11 protein-coding genes are annotated in these 14,416 nt (G+C 55.2%); 4 read left to right on the top strand and 7 right to left on the bottom strand.

Annotated elements, in window-relative coordinates:
* Positions 1-237: 237 nt before the first annotated feature.
* Positions 238-2,568, bottom strand: coding sequence for a Tex family protein (locus LZP96_RS18195; protein WP_258926213.1), 2,331 nt, complete (start codon positions 2,566-2,568; stop codon positions 238-240).
* A gap of 87 nt (positions 2,569-2,655) precedes the next feature.
* Entirely contained in the window at positions 2,656-3,129 is a 474-nt protein-coding gene (gene greB, locus LZP96_RS18190; RefSeq protein ID WP_064327747.1) for a transcription elongation factor GreB, read from the bottom strand.
* Between the two features lie 231 nt (positions 3,130-3,360).
* Between greB and ompR the strand changes: the two genes are divergently transcribed.
* Together ompR and envZ are read left to right on the top strand one after the other, a co-directional pair.
* Positions 3,361-4,080: an osmolarity response regulator transcription factor OmpR gene (ompR, locus tag LZP96_RS18185; RefSeq protein ID WP_001157751.1), complete on the top strand. Its 720-nt coding sequence runs from the start codon at positions 3,361-3,363 to the stop codon at positions 4,078-4,080.
* Positions 4,077-5,423, top strand: coding sequence for a two-component system sensor histidine kinase EnvZ (gene envZ / locus LZP96_RS18180; protein ID WP_064327746.1), 1,347 nt, complete (start codon positions 4,077-4,079; stop codon positions 5,421-5,423). The genes ompR and envZ overlap by 4 nt, the downstream gene beginning before the upstream one ends.
* 94 nt (positions 5,424-5,517) lie before the next feature.
* Here the strand turns inward: envZ and pckA are convergent, their stop codons facing one another.
* Positions 5,518-7,137 (bottom strand): phosphoenolpyruvate carboxykinase (ATP), encoded by a 1,620-nt coding sequence (pckA, locus tag LZP96_RS18175; protein WP_064327745.1) that lies wholly within the window; start codon positions 7,135-7,137, stop codon positions 5,518-5,520.
* Between the two features lie 379 nt (positions 7,138-7,516).
* Here pckA and LZP96_RS18170 point away from each other — a divergent pair, with 379 nt between their 5' ends.
* Positions 7,517-9,268 carry a DUF4153 domain-containing protein gene (locus LZP96_RS18170; RefSeq protein WP_064327744.1) on the top strand — a complete coding sequence of 584 codons (1,752 nt, stop codon included), beginning with the start codon at positions 7,517-7,519 and terminating at the stop codon, positions 9,266-9,268.
* 39 nt (positions 9,269-9,307) lie between these two features.
* Here LZP96_RS18170 and hslO read toward each other — a convergent pair whose 3' ends face one another.
* The 4 genes from hslO to LZP96_RS18150 form a co-directional block, all read right to left on the bottom strand.
* The gene (gene hslO, locus LZP96_RS18165; RefSeq protein WP_064327743.1) at positions 9,308-10,186 is read right to left on the bottom strand and encodes an Hsp33 family molecular chaperone HslO; all 879 of its coding nucleotides are present in this window, start codon (positions 10,184-10,186) and stop codon (positions 9,308-9,310) included.
* 23 nt (positions 10,187-10,209) lie between these two features.
* Positions 10,210-10,611, bottom strand: coding sequence for a ribosome-associated heat shock protein Hsp15 (gene hslR / locus LZP96_RS18160; RefSeq protein WP_064327742.1), 402 nt, complete (start codon positions 10,609-10,611; stop codon positions 10,210-10,212).
* Entirely contained in the window at positions 10,608-11,291 is a 684-nt protein-coding gene (gene yrfG / locus LZP96_RS18155) for a GMP/IMP nucleotidase (RefSeq protein WP_064327741.1), read from the bottom strand. Before yrfG ends, hslR begins: the two co-directional genes overlap by 4 nt.
* 66 nt (positions 11,292-11,357) lie before the next feature.
* Entirely contained in the window at positions 11,358-13,499 is a 2,142-nt protein-coding gene (locus tag LZP96_RS18150; protein WP_064327740.1) for an intracellular growth attenuator family protein, read from the bottom strand.
* A 319-nt stretch (positions 13,500-13,818) separates the two neighbouring features.
* On the opposite strand from LZP96_RS18150, the gene nudE reads away from it, so the two are divergent.
* Positions 13,819-14,379 carry an ADP compounds hydrolase NudE gene (gene nudE / locus LZP96_RS18145; RefSeq protein WP_064327739.1) on the top strand — a complete coding sequence of 187 codons (561 nt, stop codon included), beginning with the start codon at positions 13,819-13,821 and terminating at the stop codon, positions 14,377-14,379.
* Positions 14,380-14,416 lie beyond the last annotated feature (37 nt).

Genomic DNA, 14,416 nt, shown 5'->3' with positions numbered 1-14,416 from the left:
TGTATTAATTTACGGCCTGTTTGACCTTGCTCAATATTTACTGAATGAGAAGAGGTCAACGAAAAGGGTTTATTGTTAATGAAGTGATAATCGGTAGTTTAAATATGGATATGCAATCGGTTTCATAATTTAAATAAATGAGTGAGTACATTTTTATTTATTTAAATTAATCGGTGCGCGTTTTCTGGCAAAAAAAATCAGGCCCGGTAAGCAAAGCGCCACCGGGCCTGCATAGGGTTAGCGTTTTTTACCCATTGCTGCCGCCAGCGCATCCATCATGGCGCTGTTACCCGCAGGCTGGGCTTCACGGCCGCGCGGTTTGGCTGCGGCCGGTGCAGGGCGCGCTGACTCGCGTCCGCCGCCTGCGTTCCCGCGACGGCTGTTCGTTTCGCCAGGCTGCTCGTCAAGGCGCATCGTCAGGGCAATACGCTTACGCGGCATATCGACCTCCAGCACTTTCACCTTCACGATATCACCCGCTTTCACCACGGTGTGCGGGTCCTGAACGAACTTGTCCGCCAGCGAAGAGATGTGGACCAGACCATCCTGATGAACGCCGATATCAACAAAGGCGCCAAAGTTGGTGACGTTGGTGACGGCCCCTTCCAGCACCATACCCGGCAGAAGATCCTTCATGGTCTCCACGCCTTCAGCAAACTTCGCGGTTTTAAACTCAGGACGCGGATCGCGGCCCGGCTTTTCCAGCTCTTTGAGAATATCCGAGACGGTGGGCACACCAAACTGTTCATCGGTGAAATCGACCGCCTTCAGATTACGCAGCTCGCTGCTATTGCCCATCAGGTCTTTCAGTGCCTGCTGGGTGGCTGCCAGGATGCGCTCCACGACCGGGTAGGCTTCCGGGTGCACGGTGGACGCATCAAGCGGATTATCGCCGTGGTTGATGCGCAGGAAGCCCGCGCACTGTTCAAACGCTTTCGGTCCCAGACGGCTCACTTTCAGCAACTGCTGGCGGTTCTGGAACTGACCGTTCTCATCACGCCAGGAGACGATGTTTTGCGCCATCATGCGCGTTAAGCCCGCCACGCGCGTCAGCAGGGCGACGGATGCCGTATTCAGATCCACCCCAACGGCGTTCACGCAATCCTCGACTACCGCGTCCAGCTTGCGGGCGAGCTGTGTCTGGCTGACGTCGTGCTGATACTGGCCCACGCCGATGGATTTAGGATCGATTTTCACCAGCTCCGCCAGGGGATCCTGCAGGCGACGGGCGATGGAGACCGCCCCACGCAGGGAGACATCCAGATCGGGAAACTCCAGCGCCGCCAGTTCTGATGCGGAGTAGACTGACGCCCCGGCTTCACTCACGATCACCTTCTGGGCGGTGACCTTCGGGAACTGCTGCTGCACGTCGAGGAAGAAACGTTCGGTTTCGCGTGAGGCCGTACCGTTACCGATCGCCACCAGTTCGACGTTATGCTTCTCGCACAATGCAGCCACGGCGACCGCGGCTTTTGCCGCCTGACCGGTATGCGGATAGATCGTGTCGGTTGCCACCAGCTTTCCGGTACCATCAACCACAGCCACTTTCACCCCGGTACGCAAACCGGGGTCCAGCCCCATCGTGGCGCGCAGACCCGCCGGGGCAGCCATCAGCAGATCGTGCAGGTTACGGGCGAAGACGTTGATCGCTTCATCTTCTGCACGCTCGCGAACGGTGCCCATCAGTTCGGTCTCAAGATGCATCAGGACCTTGATGCGCCACGTCCAGCTCACCACGCCTTTACGCCAGCTGTCTGCCGGGGCGTTGTTCAGGCGCAGGCCAAGGTGGTCAATGATGATTTGTTCGCCATAGCTCTCTTTCGGCGGCTCATCGAACTGTGGGTCCGCATTGAGCGACAGCTGCAGCACGCCTTCGTTGCGGCCACGGAACATGGCCAGCGCGCGGTGTGAAGGCGCGGTCGCGATCGGTTCATGGTGATCGAAGTAGTCGCGGAATTTTGCGCCTTCTTCCTCTTTGCCGCTCACAACCTGCGAGACGATATGGGCATTTTTCCACAGATAATCACGCACTTTCGCCAGTAAGGCGGCGTCTTCGGCAAAACGCTCCATCAGAATATAACGCGCGCCGTCCAGCGCTGCCTTGGTGTCTGCGACGCCTTTATCGGCATCAATAAATTTGGCGGCTTCGCTTTCCGGGTCGTGTGACGGCGTGTTCCACAGCAGGTCGGCCAGCGGTTCCAGCCCGGCTTCAATCGCAATCTGCCCGCGCGTGCGACGCTTGGGTTTATACGGCAGATAGAGATCTTCCAGCTCGGTTTTGCTCATCGTGCCGTTAATGGCACCCGCCAGCGCGTCGGTCAGTTTACCCTGCTCGCCGATCGATTTGAGAATGGCCTGGCGACGGTCTTCCAGCTCGCGCAGGTAACCCAGGCGGGTTTCCAGATTACGCAGTTGGGTGTCATCAAGACCGCCGGTGATTTCCTTACGATAACGTGCAATAAACGGCACGGTGTTCCCTTCATCAAGCAGGCGAACGGCAGCTTCTACCTGTTCGGTCCTGGCCTGAAGTTCACCCGCAATAATGCGGCAGAGCGACTCTTTCATCATGGCTTTTTCATCTAATGGATCAAAAATCAGGGGGATAGTTATACGGACTGGCTGGCAAAAATGCCAGCCGTGGAGGGCGCTCTCGGACTATTTTACGTACTCAATTTCGTTCACATACCAGCTTGCTTCGCCGGCAGGGGTTTGAACGACAGCCAAATCGCCTACCTCTTTTTTTAGCAAGGCACGGGCCATGGGGGAGTCGATCGAGATGTAATCCTTACGACCAAAAATTTCATCGTAGCCCACGATGCGAAAACGTTTGGTGTCACCGTCGTCATTTTCAATTTCAACCCAGGCACCGAAGAACACTTTGCCTTCCTGCTGCGGGGAGTAATCGACGATCCTTAAATTCTCAAGGCATTTGGTCAGATAGCGGACGCGACGGTCAATCTCACGTAATCGTTTCTTATTATACTGGTAGTCAGCGTTCTCACTGCGGTCGCCAAGGCTTGCCGCCCATGTGACTTTCTTTGTCACTTCCGGGCGCTCTTCTCGCCACAGGTAATCCATCTCTTTTTTGAGTTTTTCGTACCCTTCACGGGTGATCAACGGCGTTTTCATGGTATGACCTTCAGATCGGGCTTGATTGTCTTGCGTTCGCACTTTACGTACCACATAGCTTAACAGACAGGATTAATAATGAGTTATGTGATGAAATGTGCAGATAAGCTGCTGTTAAATATGCTTTGTAACAATTTCGACTAGAATGTATACCAGAATTAGCTGGTCGAATACGTGCACTTTTTTAGAATACGTACTGAAACACTATCCGGACCTTTGGGAGTACACACAATGCAAGAGAATTATAAGATTCTGGTGGTCGATGACGACATGCGCCTGCGTGCGCTGCTTGAACGTTATCTGACCGAGCAGGGCTTCCAGGTTCGTAGCGTCGCCAACGCCGAACAGATGGATCGCTTACTTACGCGCGAATCCTTCCACCTGATGGTCCTCGACCTGATGTTACCGGGTGAAGATGGTCTGTCGATCTGCCGCCGTTTGCGTAGCCAAAGTAACCCGATGCCGATCATCATGGTGACGGCGAAAGGGGAAGAAGTTGACCGTATTGTGGGCCTCGAAATCGGTGCCGACGACTACATTCCTAAACCGTTCAATCCGCGCGAGCTGCTGGCCCGTATTCGTGCCGTCCTGCGTCGCCAGGCGAATGAACTGCCCGGCGCACCGTCTCAGGAAGAGGCTGTTATCGCCTTTGGTAAGTTCAAGCTGAATCTGGGGACCCGCGAAATGTTCCGCGAAGATGAGCCTATGCCGCTCACCAGCGGGGAGTTCGCCGTGCTGAAAGCGCTGGTCAGCCATCCGCGTGAGCCGCTTTCTCGCGATAAGCTGATGAACCTCGCCCGTGGTCGCGAATACTCTGCCATGGAGCGTTCAATCGACGTGCAGATTTCTCGCCTGCGCCGCATGGTGGAAGAAGATCCTGCTCATCCTCGTTATATTCAGACCGTTTGGGGTCTGGGCTACGTCTTTGTGCCGGACGGTTCTAAAGCATGAGGCGAATGCGCTTCTCACCGCGCAGTTCGTTTGCCCGTACGCTGTTACTGATTGTCACCTTGCTGTTCGTCAGCCTGGTGACGACGTATCTGGTGGTGCTGAACTTTGCGATTTTGCCGAGCCTCCAGCAGTTTAATAAGGTCCTTGCCTACGAAGTGCGTATGCTGATGACCGATAAACTGCAGCTGGAAGATGGCACGCAGTTGGTTGTCCCCCCTGCCTTTCGCCGTGAAATTTACCGTGAGCTGGGTATTTCGCTCTACTCCAACGAAGCGGCAGAAGACGCGGGTCTGCGCTGGGCGCAACACTATGAATTTTTGAGCCAGCAGATGGCGCAGCAGCTTGGCGGCCCGACGGAAGTGCGCGTAGAGGTCAACAAAAGCTCGCCGGTCGTCTGGCTGAAAACCTGGCTGTCCCCCAATATCTGGGTGCGCGTTCCGCTGACCGAAATCCATCAGGGCGATTTCTCGCCGCTGTTCCGCTATACCCTGGCAATTATGTTAATGGCGATAGGCGGCGCCTGGCTCTTTATTCGCATACAAAACCGTCCTCTGGTCGACCTGGAACATGCGGCTTTGCAGGTGGGGAAAGGCATTATCCCGCCGCCGTTACGTGAATACGGTGCCTCTGAGGTCCGCTCGGTGACCCGCGCCTTCAACCATATGGCGGCAGGGGTCAAGCAGCTGGCGGATGACCGCACCTTGCTGATGGCCGGGGTCAGCCACGATCTGCGTACGCCGTTAACGCGCATTCGTCTGGCGACTGAAATGATGGGCGAAGAAGATGGTTATCTTGCCGAGTCCATTAATAAAGACATTGAAGAGTGTAATGCCATTATTGAGCAGTTCATCGACTACCTGCGCACAGGGCAAGAGATGCCGATGGAGATGGCGGATCTTAACGGCGTGCTGGGCGAAGTGATAGCAGCGGAAAGTGGCTACGAGCGTGAAATCGAGACCGCCCTGCAACCGGGCGAGATACAGGTGCGTATGCACCCTCTGTCCATCAAACGTGCCGTCGCCAATATGGTGGTCAACGCGGCGCGGTACGGTAATGGCTGGATCAAAGTCAGCAGCGGCGCCGAGCTGAACCGCGCATGGTTCCAGGTGGACGATGACGGTCCGGGGATCAAACCCGAGCAGCGCAAGCACCTGTTCCAGCCGTTTGTACGCGGCGACAGCGCACGAAGCACCAGCGGCACCGGATTAGGGCTGGCGATTGTGCAGCGTATTGTTGATAACCATAACGGACTGCTGGAGATTGGCACCAGCGAGCGCGGGGGATTAAGCATTCGCGCATGGTTACCCGTGCCGGTTACGCGTGGGCAGGTGAAAGAGAGTTAAAAAGGGGCGGCCTGATGACCGCACCCTGGCCCTCTCCCGCGGGGAGAGGGAGAAAATACCAAAACGGCAACCCAGGTTGCCGTTTTGCTTTTACTTAGAACTTAGGTCCCGCACTCACCAACGCCTCGCCGGCTGGCGTATCGGTGTACTTCTCAAAGTTCTCAATGAACAGCTTCGCCAGCGTTTCTGCCTTCTCCTGCCACTGTTCCGGAGATGCGTAGGTGTTGCGTGGGTCGAGGATATGCGTATCCACGCCCGGCAAGCTCGTCGGAATGGCCAGGTTAAACATCGGCAGGGTAAAGGTTTCAGCATCATCCAGCGAACCATCAATGATCGCGTCGATAATGGCACGGGTATCTTTTATTGATATCCGTTTGCCCGTTCCGTTCCAGCCGGTATTCACCAGGTATGCCTGCGCGCCAGCCGCCTGCATGCGTTTCACCAGCACTTCTGCATACTGCGTTGGGTGCAGCGACAGGAAGGCGGCGCCAAAGCACGCCGAGAAGGTCGGCGTCGGCTCGGTGACACCACGCTCCGTGCCCGCCAGCTTCGCGGTAAATCCGGACAGGAAGTGATACTGCGTCTGGTTTGCCGTCAGGCGAGAGACCGGCGGCAGCACGCCAAAGGCGTCAGCGGTCAGGAAGATAACTTTTGACGCGTGGCCCGCTTTCGAGACAGGCTTGACGATATTCTCGATGTGATAGATCGGATACGACACGCGGGTATTTTCGGTTTTCGAGGCATCGTCAAAATCAACGGTACCGTCGGCCCGTACGGTGACGTTTTCCAGCAGGGCATCACGACGGATTGCGTGGAAAATATCCGGCTCGGCCTCTTCCGACAGGCGGATGGTTTTCGCGTAGCAACCGCCTTCAAAGTTAAAGACGCCGTCATCATCCCAGCCGTGTTCATCATCGCCAATCAGACGACGTTTTGGATCGGTCGAGAGGGTGGTTTTACCCGTCCCGGACAGACCAAAGAAGACCGCCACGTCGCCCGCTTCACCCACGTTCGCCGAGCAGTGCATGGAGGCAATGCCCTGCAACGGCAGCAGGTAGTTCATGACTGAGAACATGCCTTTCTTCATTTCGCCGCCGTACCAGGTGCCGCCAATCAGCTGGATGCGCTCCGTCAGGTTGAACGCGATAAAGTTCTCAGAGTTCAGACCCTGCTCTTTCCATTGCGGGTTGGTGCACTTCGCGCCGTTCATCACGATAAAATCAGGTTCGAAATCCTGTAACTCTTCATCGGTCGGGCGAATAAACATGTTTTTCACGAAATGCGCCTGCCAGGCGACTTCCGTGATAAAGCGAACGGAGAGGCGGGTGTCGGCGTTAGCGCCACAGAAAGCATCAATAATGAACAGGCGCTTGCCGGAAAGCTGATGAGTGACCAGACCTTTAAGATGCTGCCAGGTCTCCTGGGAAAGCGGCTTGTTGTCGTTCTTCCCTTTGCCATTATCAGCCCACCACAACGTATCGCGGGTGGTATCGTCACGGACGATATACTTATCCTTCGGCGAACGGCCGGTAAAGATACCGGTGTCAACGGCAATCGCACCTGTACTGGTTAACACCCCACGCTCGTATCCTTCCAGTGCTGGATTAAGCTCTTCCTGATACAACGTATCGTAATCGGGGTTATAGACGATGCCCTGGACGTCGTGAATACCATAAGCCTTGAGATCTTGCGGGGTTAAATCTTTAACACGCATATCACTGCTCCTTAGCCAATATGTACTGCCTAAAATTGTAGGGTTTTTCTTGGGTTGTTAACCGCGACGGGGCTCATAGAATTGCGTATCTGGATAAAACCCTTACAAACGGAAAACACTGTGACTCCTGTCACGAAGCAGGGCGGATTATCGCAGTTTTCCTTTTTTTGTTGGGGAAAATGTTCCTAAAAGGTTAAGTATTAGTGTTATTAACCAGAGGAATGTGAATGTAATCGCATACATGTAAGAAAATTACGTATGAGTTTCATGATGAGATTCGATTCAACTCACCGGTAGCAAGCCCAATTCAGATTGTGTTGAGAGGGCGTCGGGGGACGTTGATGAGAGAATGCGCCATTCAGATGAGAGGAACTCAAATATGGATTATGCAGATGAATTATCGCCCGCTACCCGTGCAGGCATCATTGTCGTTGGCGCGTTGCAGGGCTTTATCTGCTACCTCGTGACCTGGTATATGGCCTGGGCCAGCCTGCCCGCCGATACCGTCTGGCTGATGTGCGTGATACCCGCGACCGTGGTGGTATCCACCGCACTGTCGCTTTCCGTCACCTCCTTCCGGCAGCCTGTTATGTGGCTGGTCCTGCTGGGGATGGCGGCGGTAGTGGGGGGGATGGGCGTCTGGTTGAAGTGGCGAATTCAGGGAATGGAGCGCTGGAACGTGCAGGATGCGCTGACTATTTTTGGCATCCATCTTTTACTGATGAGCCTGCTCATCCTGCCCTGGTTGCAGCGTCGCCTGGCGGTCACCCCGCAAGACGCTTTTGAGGTCTGGTTTCATGACAAAAACTGGCTGAATGTCCTGACTATCCTGCTTATTTTTCTTTCAAATGGTCTGTTCTGGCTGGTGTTATATCTGTGGGCTGAGCTTTTCGAGCTGATCGGTATTGACGCGTTTCATACCCTCTTTTTTAAGACGGACTGGTTTATCGCCGTCGCCATTGGCGTGGTGACTGCCTGCACGGCGGTGCTGGCACGCACGCAGGCGCGGCGGGTTCAGGCGCTGCAAAATCTGCTGACCCCTATCGCTACCGGCCTGCTGCCGCTGGTGGCCGTCCTGTCGCTGATCTTTATTGCCGTACTGCCCTTCGTGGGCTTTGAGGCCATATCACGGCGGACTTCGGTGGCGGGCCTGCTGGTGGGGCTGGTACTGTTGCTGCTCGTGCTGGTTACCGTGGTCTGGCATCCCCGGCGCGAAACGCCGCCTTATTACTCACCGTTACGCACCCTGGTACGTGTTGCGCTTCTCATTTCTCCCGTGTACGCGTTGCTCGCCGTGTGGGCCTTGTGGCTGCGGATCGGTCAGTATGGCTGGTCCCCAGAACGCGTCTGTGCGGCGCTCATTACCTTGATTGCGCTGGTCTGGGCATCTGGCTTCTGCATCAGCGTTATCGTCCGTGGTCGCACCACGCAGCGGATCCGCCGCTCGTTAGCGCCTGCCGTGGGGCTGCTGTCACTGGCCATACTGTTTTTACTGAACACGCCCCTGCTGGACCCGTGGCGAATTGGGGTGGCAAGCCATATGGCGCGCTATCAGGAAGGGAAAATCAACGCAGCGCAGGTGAGCCTTTACATGCTGAGTCATTCGGGCCGCAAGGGGCGCGAGGCGATGCTCACCTTGCAAAAGGATCCGGCTTTCATCGCCGATGCGGCGCGTAAGCGCACACTGGACGGCTTACTGGCAGGCGAAAAGTCAAAAGCGCAATTAGTCACCGCCGCGACGCTTGAGAAAGCGATCCAGCTTGCGCCGGGCATGGCACCGCCAGACAAAGCGTTCTGGCAGGCGGTCATGAAATATCAGTATCGTCTGGAGAGCTGTACCTATGAGACAGGCGGCTGCGTCCTGATGGCGCAGGATCTCAATAACGATGGGAGCCCTGAAGCCGTGCTGTATCAGTTTATCGATCGCGGAATACTGGTGTTTACCCACAGCGCGGGGGGCTGGGTGTTGGCGGGTGATACTGTCGACATGCCGCAGGGGTTGACCCGGGAGGATCTGAATCGGGCAATACAACAAGGAAAAGTCCGCGCTGTTGTTAAACCCTGGGCGGATATTTCACTCTCTGGAGAACGGATTGAAATGCATTACGGCAGGTTCGACAACCCGCAATGACGTTTAAAAACGGCTCCATTCGGAGCCGTTTCGTCAGGCTCAGTGAACCTGTGGATCGGCTGGTGAAGCGTTGTTGCGGATCTCAGCGATATCCATGGCGTTGAAAACGTAGTGAGAACTGCAGTAATCGCAATGCATATCGATTTCACCGTCCTCCGCCATGATGCTGTCAATCTCTTCATCCGGCAGCGTTCTGAGCGCATCGGCGCAACGCTCACGTGAGCAGGTGCATTTGAATTCCACGGCCTGAGGATCGTAAAGCGTGACTTCCTCTTCGTGATACAGACGCCACAGCACCTCACGCGCCGGCAGGGTAAACAGCTCTTCTGCTTTGATGGTTTCCGTCAGCGTCGCCAGATGGGTGAAATCGTCGCCCTGTGAGTTTTGCGCAGGCAGCACCTGCAGGAGCATGCCACCGGCGGCTGGCTGACCGTCAACTTCACCCGTGCGGATGAACAGGCGGGTCGGCAGCTGTTCGGAGCGCAGGAAGTAATCTTCCAGGCAGGCGGCGAGGGTATCACCTTCCAGACCAACAACGCCCTGATAGCGCTCGCCTTCTTCCGGCGAGATGGTAATGACGAGGAAACCATTACCCACCAGGGTTTTCAGGTCGGCGCCTTCAGGCACATCACCCTGCACGCGCGCGACGCCGCGCATCTGCTGCTGGTTATTACCGTTGATCACAGCCAGCGTCATGGGGCCATCGCCCTGCAACTGTACGGTAATATCCCCGGCAAATTTCAGCGTTGCGGTCAGCAGGCTGGTTGCGACCAGCAGTTCACCCAACAGGTTTTTAACCGGTAGCGGATAGTTGTGATTTTCCAGAATCTGTTTCCAGGTTTCGGAGACGGTCACCAGTTCGCCGCGAACGGCAAATTGTTCAAACAGATAGCGGTGTAATTGGTCGTGCTGGGCCATATTTTTCTCTCATTTAACGACGATTATTCACTCTCGCCGTGTTTAAATTTTAATAAGTCGCGACGTTCTTTCTTGTCCGGTCGCCTGTCAGGGTGCGGCATCGTCAGGGCATTCATCTTGCGCGCCAGCGCCACTTTCTCGCGCTTCTCTATGCTTTCAGCCGTCTCTTCATAGAGCGAAACCGCTTCGGTCGCGGGGCGACGCTGTTCGGTGATGCCTTTCACCACGATGGTTCGTTCATCGTTCCCTTGACGCAACGTCAGAATGGCATTCAGTTCAACGACCTTGCTCGGCTTGCTGCGCTGGCCGTTGTAATGCACTTTGCCACCATCGACCATCTCGCGGGCGAGGGCGCGCGTTTTATAAAAACGGGCGGCCCACAGCCATTTGTCCAGTCTTACCCCCTCAGAGGGTTTTTCTTTCATGACGTCTCCTTCACGGTGAGTGAGGGGATCATGCGGCGATAATCATTCAACGCCGGATGTCGCAGGTATTCTTTCTCAGCCATACCGGAATCAGGATTTTTTACACCGACGCAATAGCGAATACCGAATGTGGCTGCCGCATCCAGAATGGGTTCACTGTCATCAATGAATACCGTTCTCTCTGGCTGCAGTCCGGTCTCTTCAGCAACGGCCTGCCACAATCGTTGATCCTCTTTCGGATAACCAAATGTGTGGGTGGAAAGCAATAAATCAAGGTGTGCCGCCAGTCCGGTATGTTCCAGTTTAACCGCCAGGTTATGCGGATGGGCGTTGGTCAGCAAAATGCGGCGTTTTCCGCTCGCTTTTAACGCCTCCAGGAAAGGCACCGTATCTTCGCGTAATACCGCATAAGGGCCTTGTGCGGTGGTCATCGCGCAAATATCCAGGCCTAAGCGCTCACTCCAGTAATCCAGGCAATACCAGTTTAGCGTATGTTGTACGGCGTGATACTGCTGACGAATAGCGTTCTGGGCTTCTTGCGGCGTGATCCCTTGCTGTGCACCATAGGCTTCAGGCACCAGCTTTTGCCAGAAATGGGTATCGAATGCGAGATCGAGCAGCGTGCCGTCCATATCGAGCAAGACGGTATCCACATTCTGCCAGGCAATATCAGGATGCATGAGGGGGAACTCTCCAGCCAGTAGAAACATGCGCGACAGGGTAGCATAACCTGCCGCGCCGGGGCGTTATCCGATCAGGCTTTCAGGGGTAGGAATGAGCTTAGGATTGAGGCAATTCTCGTAATACTGCTGAATGTCCGCCAGCCGGGTACGGGAGCGCTGATAGCGGCGTAAAGCGGCAACGCCGTTCCACACCATACAGATCACCATCATCAGCATCAGCAGAGACGTACCGATATAGCGCCATAGCCCTGAGTTATCCGGGATTCGGTGCAGGTCGATATGGCGGGTACCGTTGGCGTCCGTGCGAATATTGGTCACGATGCCTTCCGCGCTGAAGGGCGTTTGCATCAGCATTTGCGCCAGGCGCTGGAACTCGCCCCACTGCTCCTGTGCCGGATAGTCATACAACGCCACCGGTGGATAAGGCTGATCGACCAGATCGCTACCCTCTTCGCTGACAATGATAAAGCCCCCCGGTGCCGGGCTATTCAACGCCTGAGCGGCACGGGTAGTTTCACGCATCACGAACGGAGCGGTAGAGGTCGCGATAAGATTATCCAGCGATTCCGCGCTAACCGGGCGCAGCAACACGTTCACTCCATCCAGCTTGCCGGACTGGGCGCGCTTGACCAGGGCTTCCCAGTCTTTGCTATTGCCGAGGTTCACAAGCGCGTTTTTAAGACGGACACAGTCATCGTCGGCCGAACACAGGTCCTGCGTTTTCATGACGATGTCGCCGAAATCATCCAGCAGAACCATCCCCGATTTCAGAATCGCCGTGCGCAGTGACTGACTGACGCGGGAATCATCATCCGGTTTCGGGTGCAGCTGTCGACTGACCGCCTGGGTTAACGCCGTGGCTTTGGTGACGATTTCCGATTCCGGCAACGGCAATGGCCGCGCCTCATTCCAGACGATTTGAGAGCAGTCAAACGGGGAGAACGGTGAGTTCTGACGCGTCGTATTCCAGGCCCCTGGCGACTGAATATTACACATGCCCGTGCCTTGCAGCTTGAGGGTGTCACCCACGCGCACACCGGCATCTTCCAGCTGATTGACGCTGGTCGCCTCGATGGTTTGCGCGCCTTTAATCCACGACAGGGTAAATTTAATCGGCATATCCAGCGGAACCAGGAAAATCAGCAGCATCAGTACGATGGCGGCACCGCAGGCGATAATGGTACTGCGAAGCCAGTGCTGCAGCGGAAAGTTGCGCACTTCATCGTGCAGCGATAAAAAACGGCCCTGGCGCACAACGTGGCGGTCGAGATAAATATCAATATCAGTTTTTTGCCCCAAATCCTGGGCGATCCAGGGTTGCCAGTGGCGCGGGTAGATGAGGTCGATGATCCCGAGAGAGATATTATTGATATGTTCCTGGTCGTTCTCACCAAACAGACCCCAGCGCTTTGGGGTGCCGCGCAGGCAATGAATCTCGCGCAGCGCCGTTTTGGCGGGCGGTGCAAAAAGCCCCCATAGGCCCGCCGCAAGCAGCAGCACACCGCCGCCCGCAAGCCAGGGTACAAACACATCCGGGGTGATGAGGCAGCATAAAAAAAGCAGGAAAGAAGCAACGATCAGTACGGCCTCGCGAATACCGTCCGGTCGGCTCAAGGCATATTCTTCGTGGGTTTCCTGACGAATGTTGAGCAGCTCAATTTGTTCGGTCTCTTCCCCCCGAATGGACGCCTGCGTTGAACTGGTGCGTTCCAGAGCAAAGCGCGGCACTTCCTGAACATATTCGCTCAGAGTATGGCCATTGAGGGCGATAACCAGCGGGAGAGAATCCGTATGAATCAGCTCAACGCTGTTCTCGTCATTGATGTACTGCTCCCAGAACGGCGGGAGATGCACCTCAACGGAATCAAGGTAGTAACGCCACTTATTCGGATCGTCGGTGGTGATGCCATAGCGGGTAATTGAGCGCGTCACGCACAGGACGGTATCGCTTTGGGTGTTCAGATTCAGGGACACGGGGCCCGTGCTGGCACCGGTGGGACCCGGCGTCAACTGAACGCGGTTGAGCGTGTCGAGATAGCTTTCAACGGCACTGCGTTCTTCTGCCGTCAGTTTGCGGGTCGTCGCGCCCGTGAAGGCGTTCAAATAGGGCAGACGGTATCGACGCTCTAATCTGCGCCTGTAGAGCCATCCGGCAGCCATCGCGCAGGCCAGCATAGCAACGATAAAGATCAAAATGGTGCTCATGCTTTCCCCATCTTACTTATTGCAGGTGTTATCAGTTGCACCTTAAATAATGAATGCGTGTCTGTGGTTGGCTATCGGCAAGTATGGAGTCGAACTTGAGCATTTTGAAGCGCATCCCAGTAACTCACGATGATAGCAAAGGCAACCAGGACGGGATATCAGCAAATTCCTGGAAACTTTTCAACCTCTTGACTTTTCTTTTGAAATGGTAATTGATTTGCATTAGGTTGCGGAAATGTAAATAAAGCACAATTGACATTGCTCAAACCGTGCGGCGTATCGCACAATGAAGTGAGTTCATCCAGCAAAGATCCCCAAAATGAGTAAACCCTTACAAAAACCCACGATCTTACACGTTGAAACGGTCGCTAAATCGCGTCTGTTTAATGTCGAAAGCGTGGACCTTGAGTTCAGCAATGGCGTACGCCGCGTTTATGAACGTATGCGCCCGTCCACGCGTGAAGCGGTAATGATCGTTCCGATTGTAGACGACCATCTGATTCTGATTCGCGAATATGCTGTTGGCACGGAATCCTATGAGCTGGGTTTCTCTAAGGGGCTTATCGATCCGGGTGAGACGGTTTTCGAGGCCGCCAATCGCGAGCTAAAAGAAGAGGTCGGGTTTGGGGCGAAGGATCTCTCGTTTCTCAAAAAGCTGAGCATGGCTCCCTCTTATTTCTCGAGCAAGATGAACATCGTCGTCGCTGAAGATCTCTACCCGGAAAAGCTGGAAGGTGACGAGCCCGAACCGCTGCCGCAGGTGCGCTGGCCTCTGGCGCATTTGATGGATTTACTGGAAGACCCTGACTTCCATGAAGCACGCAACGTGAGCGCGTTGTTCCTGGTGAGAGAATGGCTGAAGGGGCAGGGTCGGTTGTAAAAAAAACCCGGCACGCATTATGCGCCGCCGGGCTTTT

This window comes from Huaxiibacter chinensis, from assembly GCF_022171985.1.
Classification (GTDB): Bacteria; Pseudomonadota; Gammaproteobacteria; order Enterobacterales; family Enterobacteriaceae; genus Enterobacter; species Enterobacter chinensis_A.
This window is presented reverse-complemented; position numbering and strand designations above follow the sequence as displayed.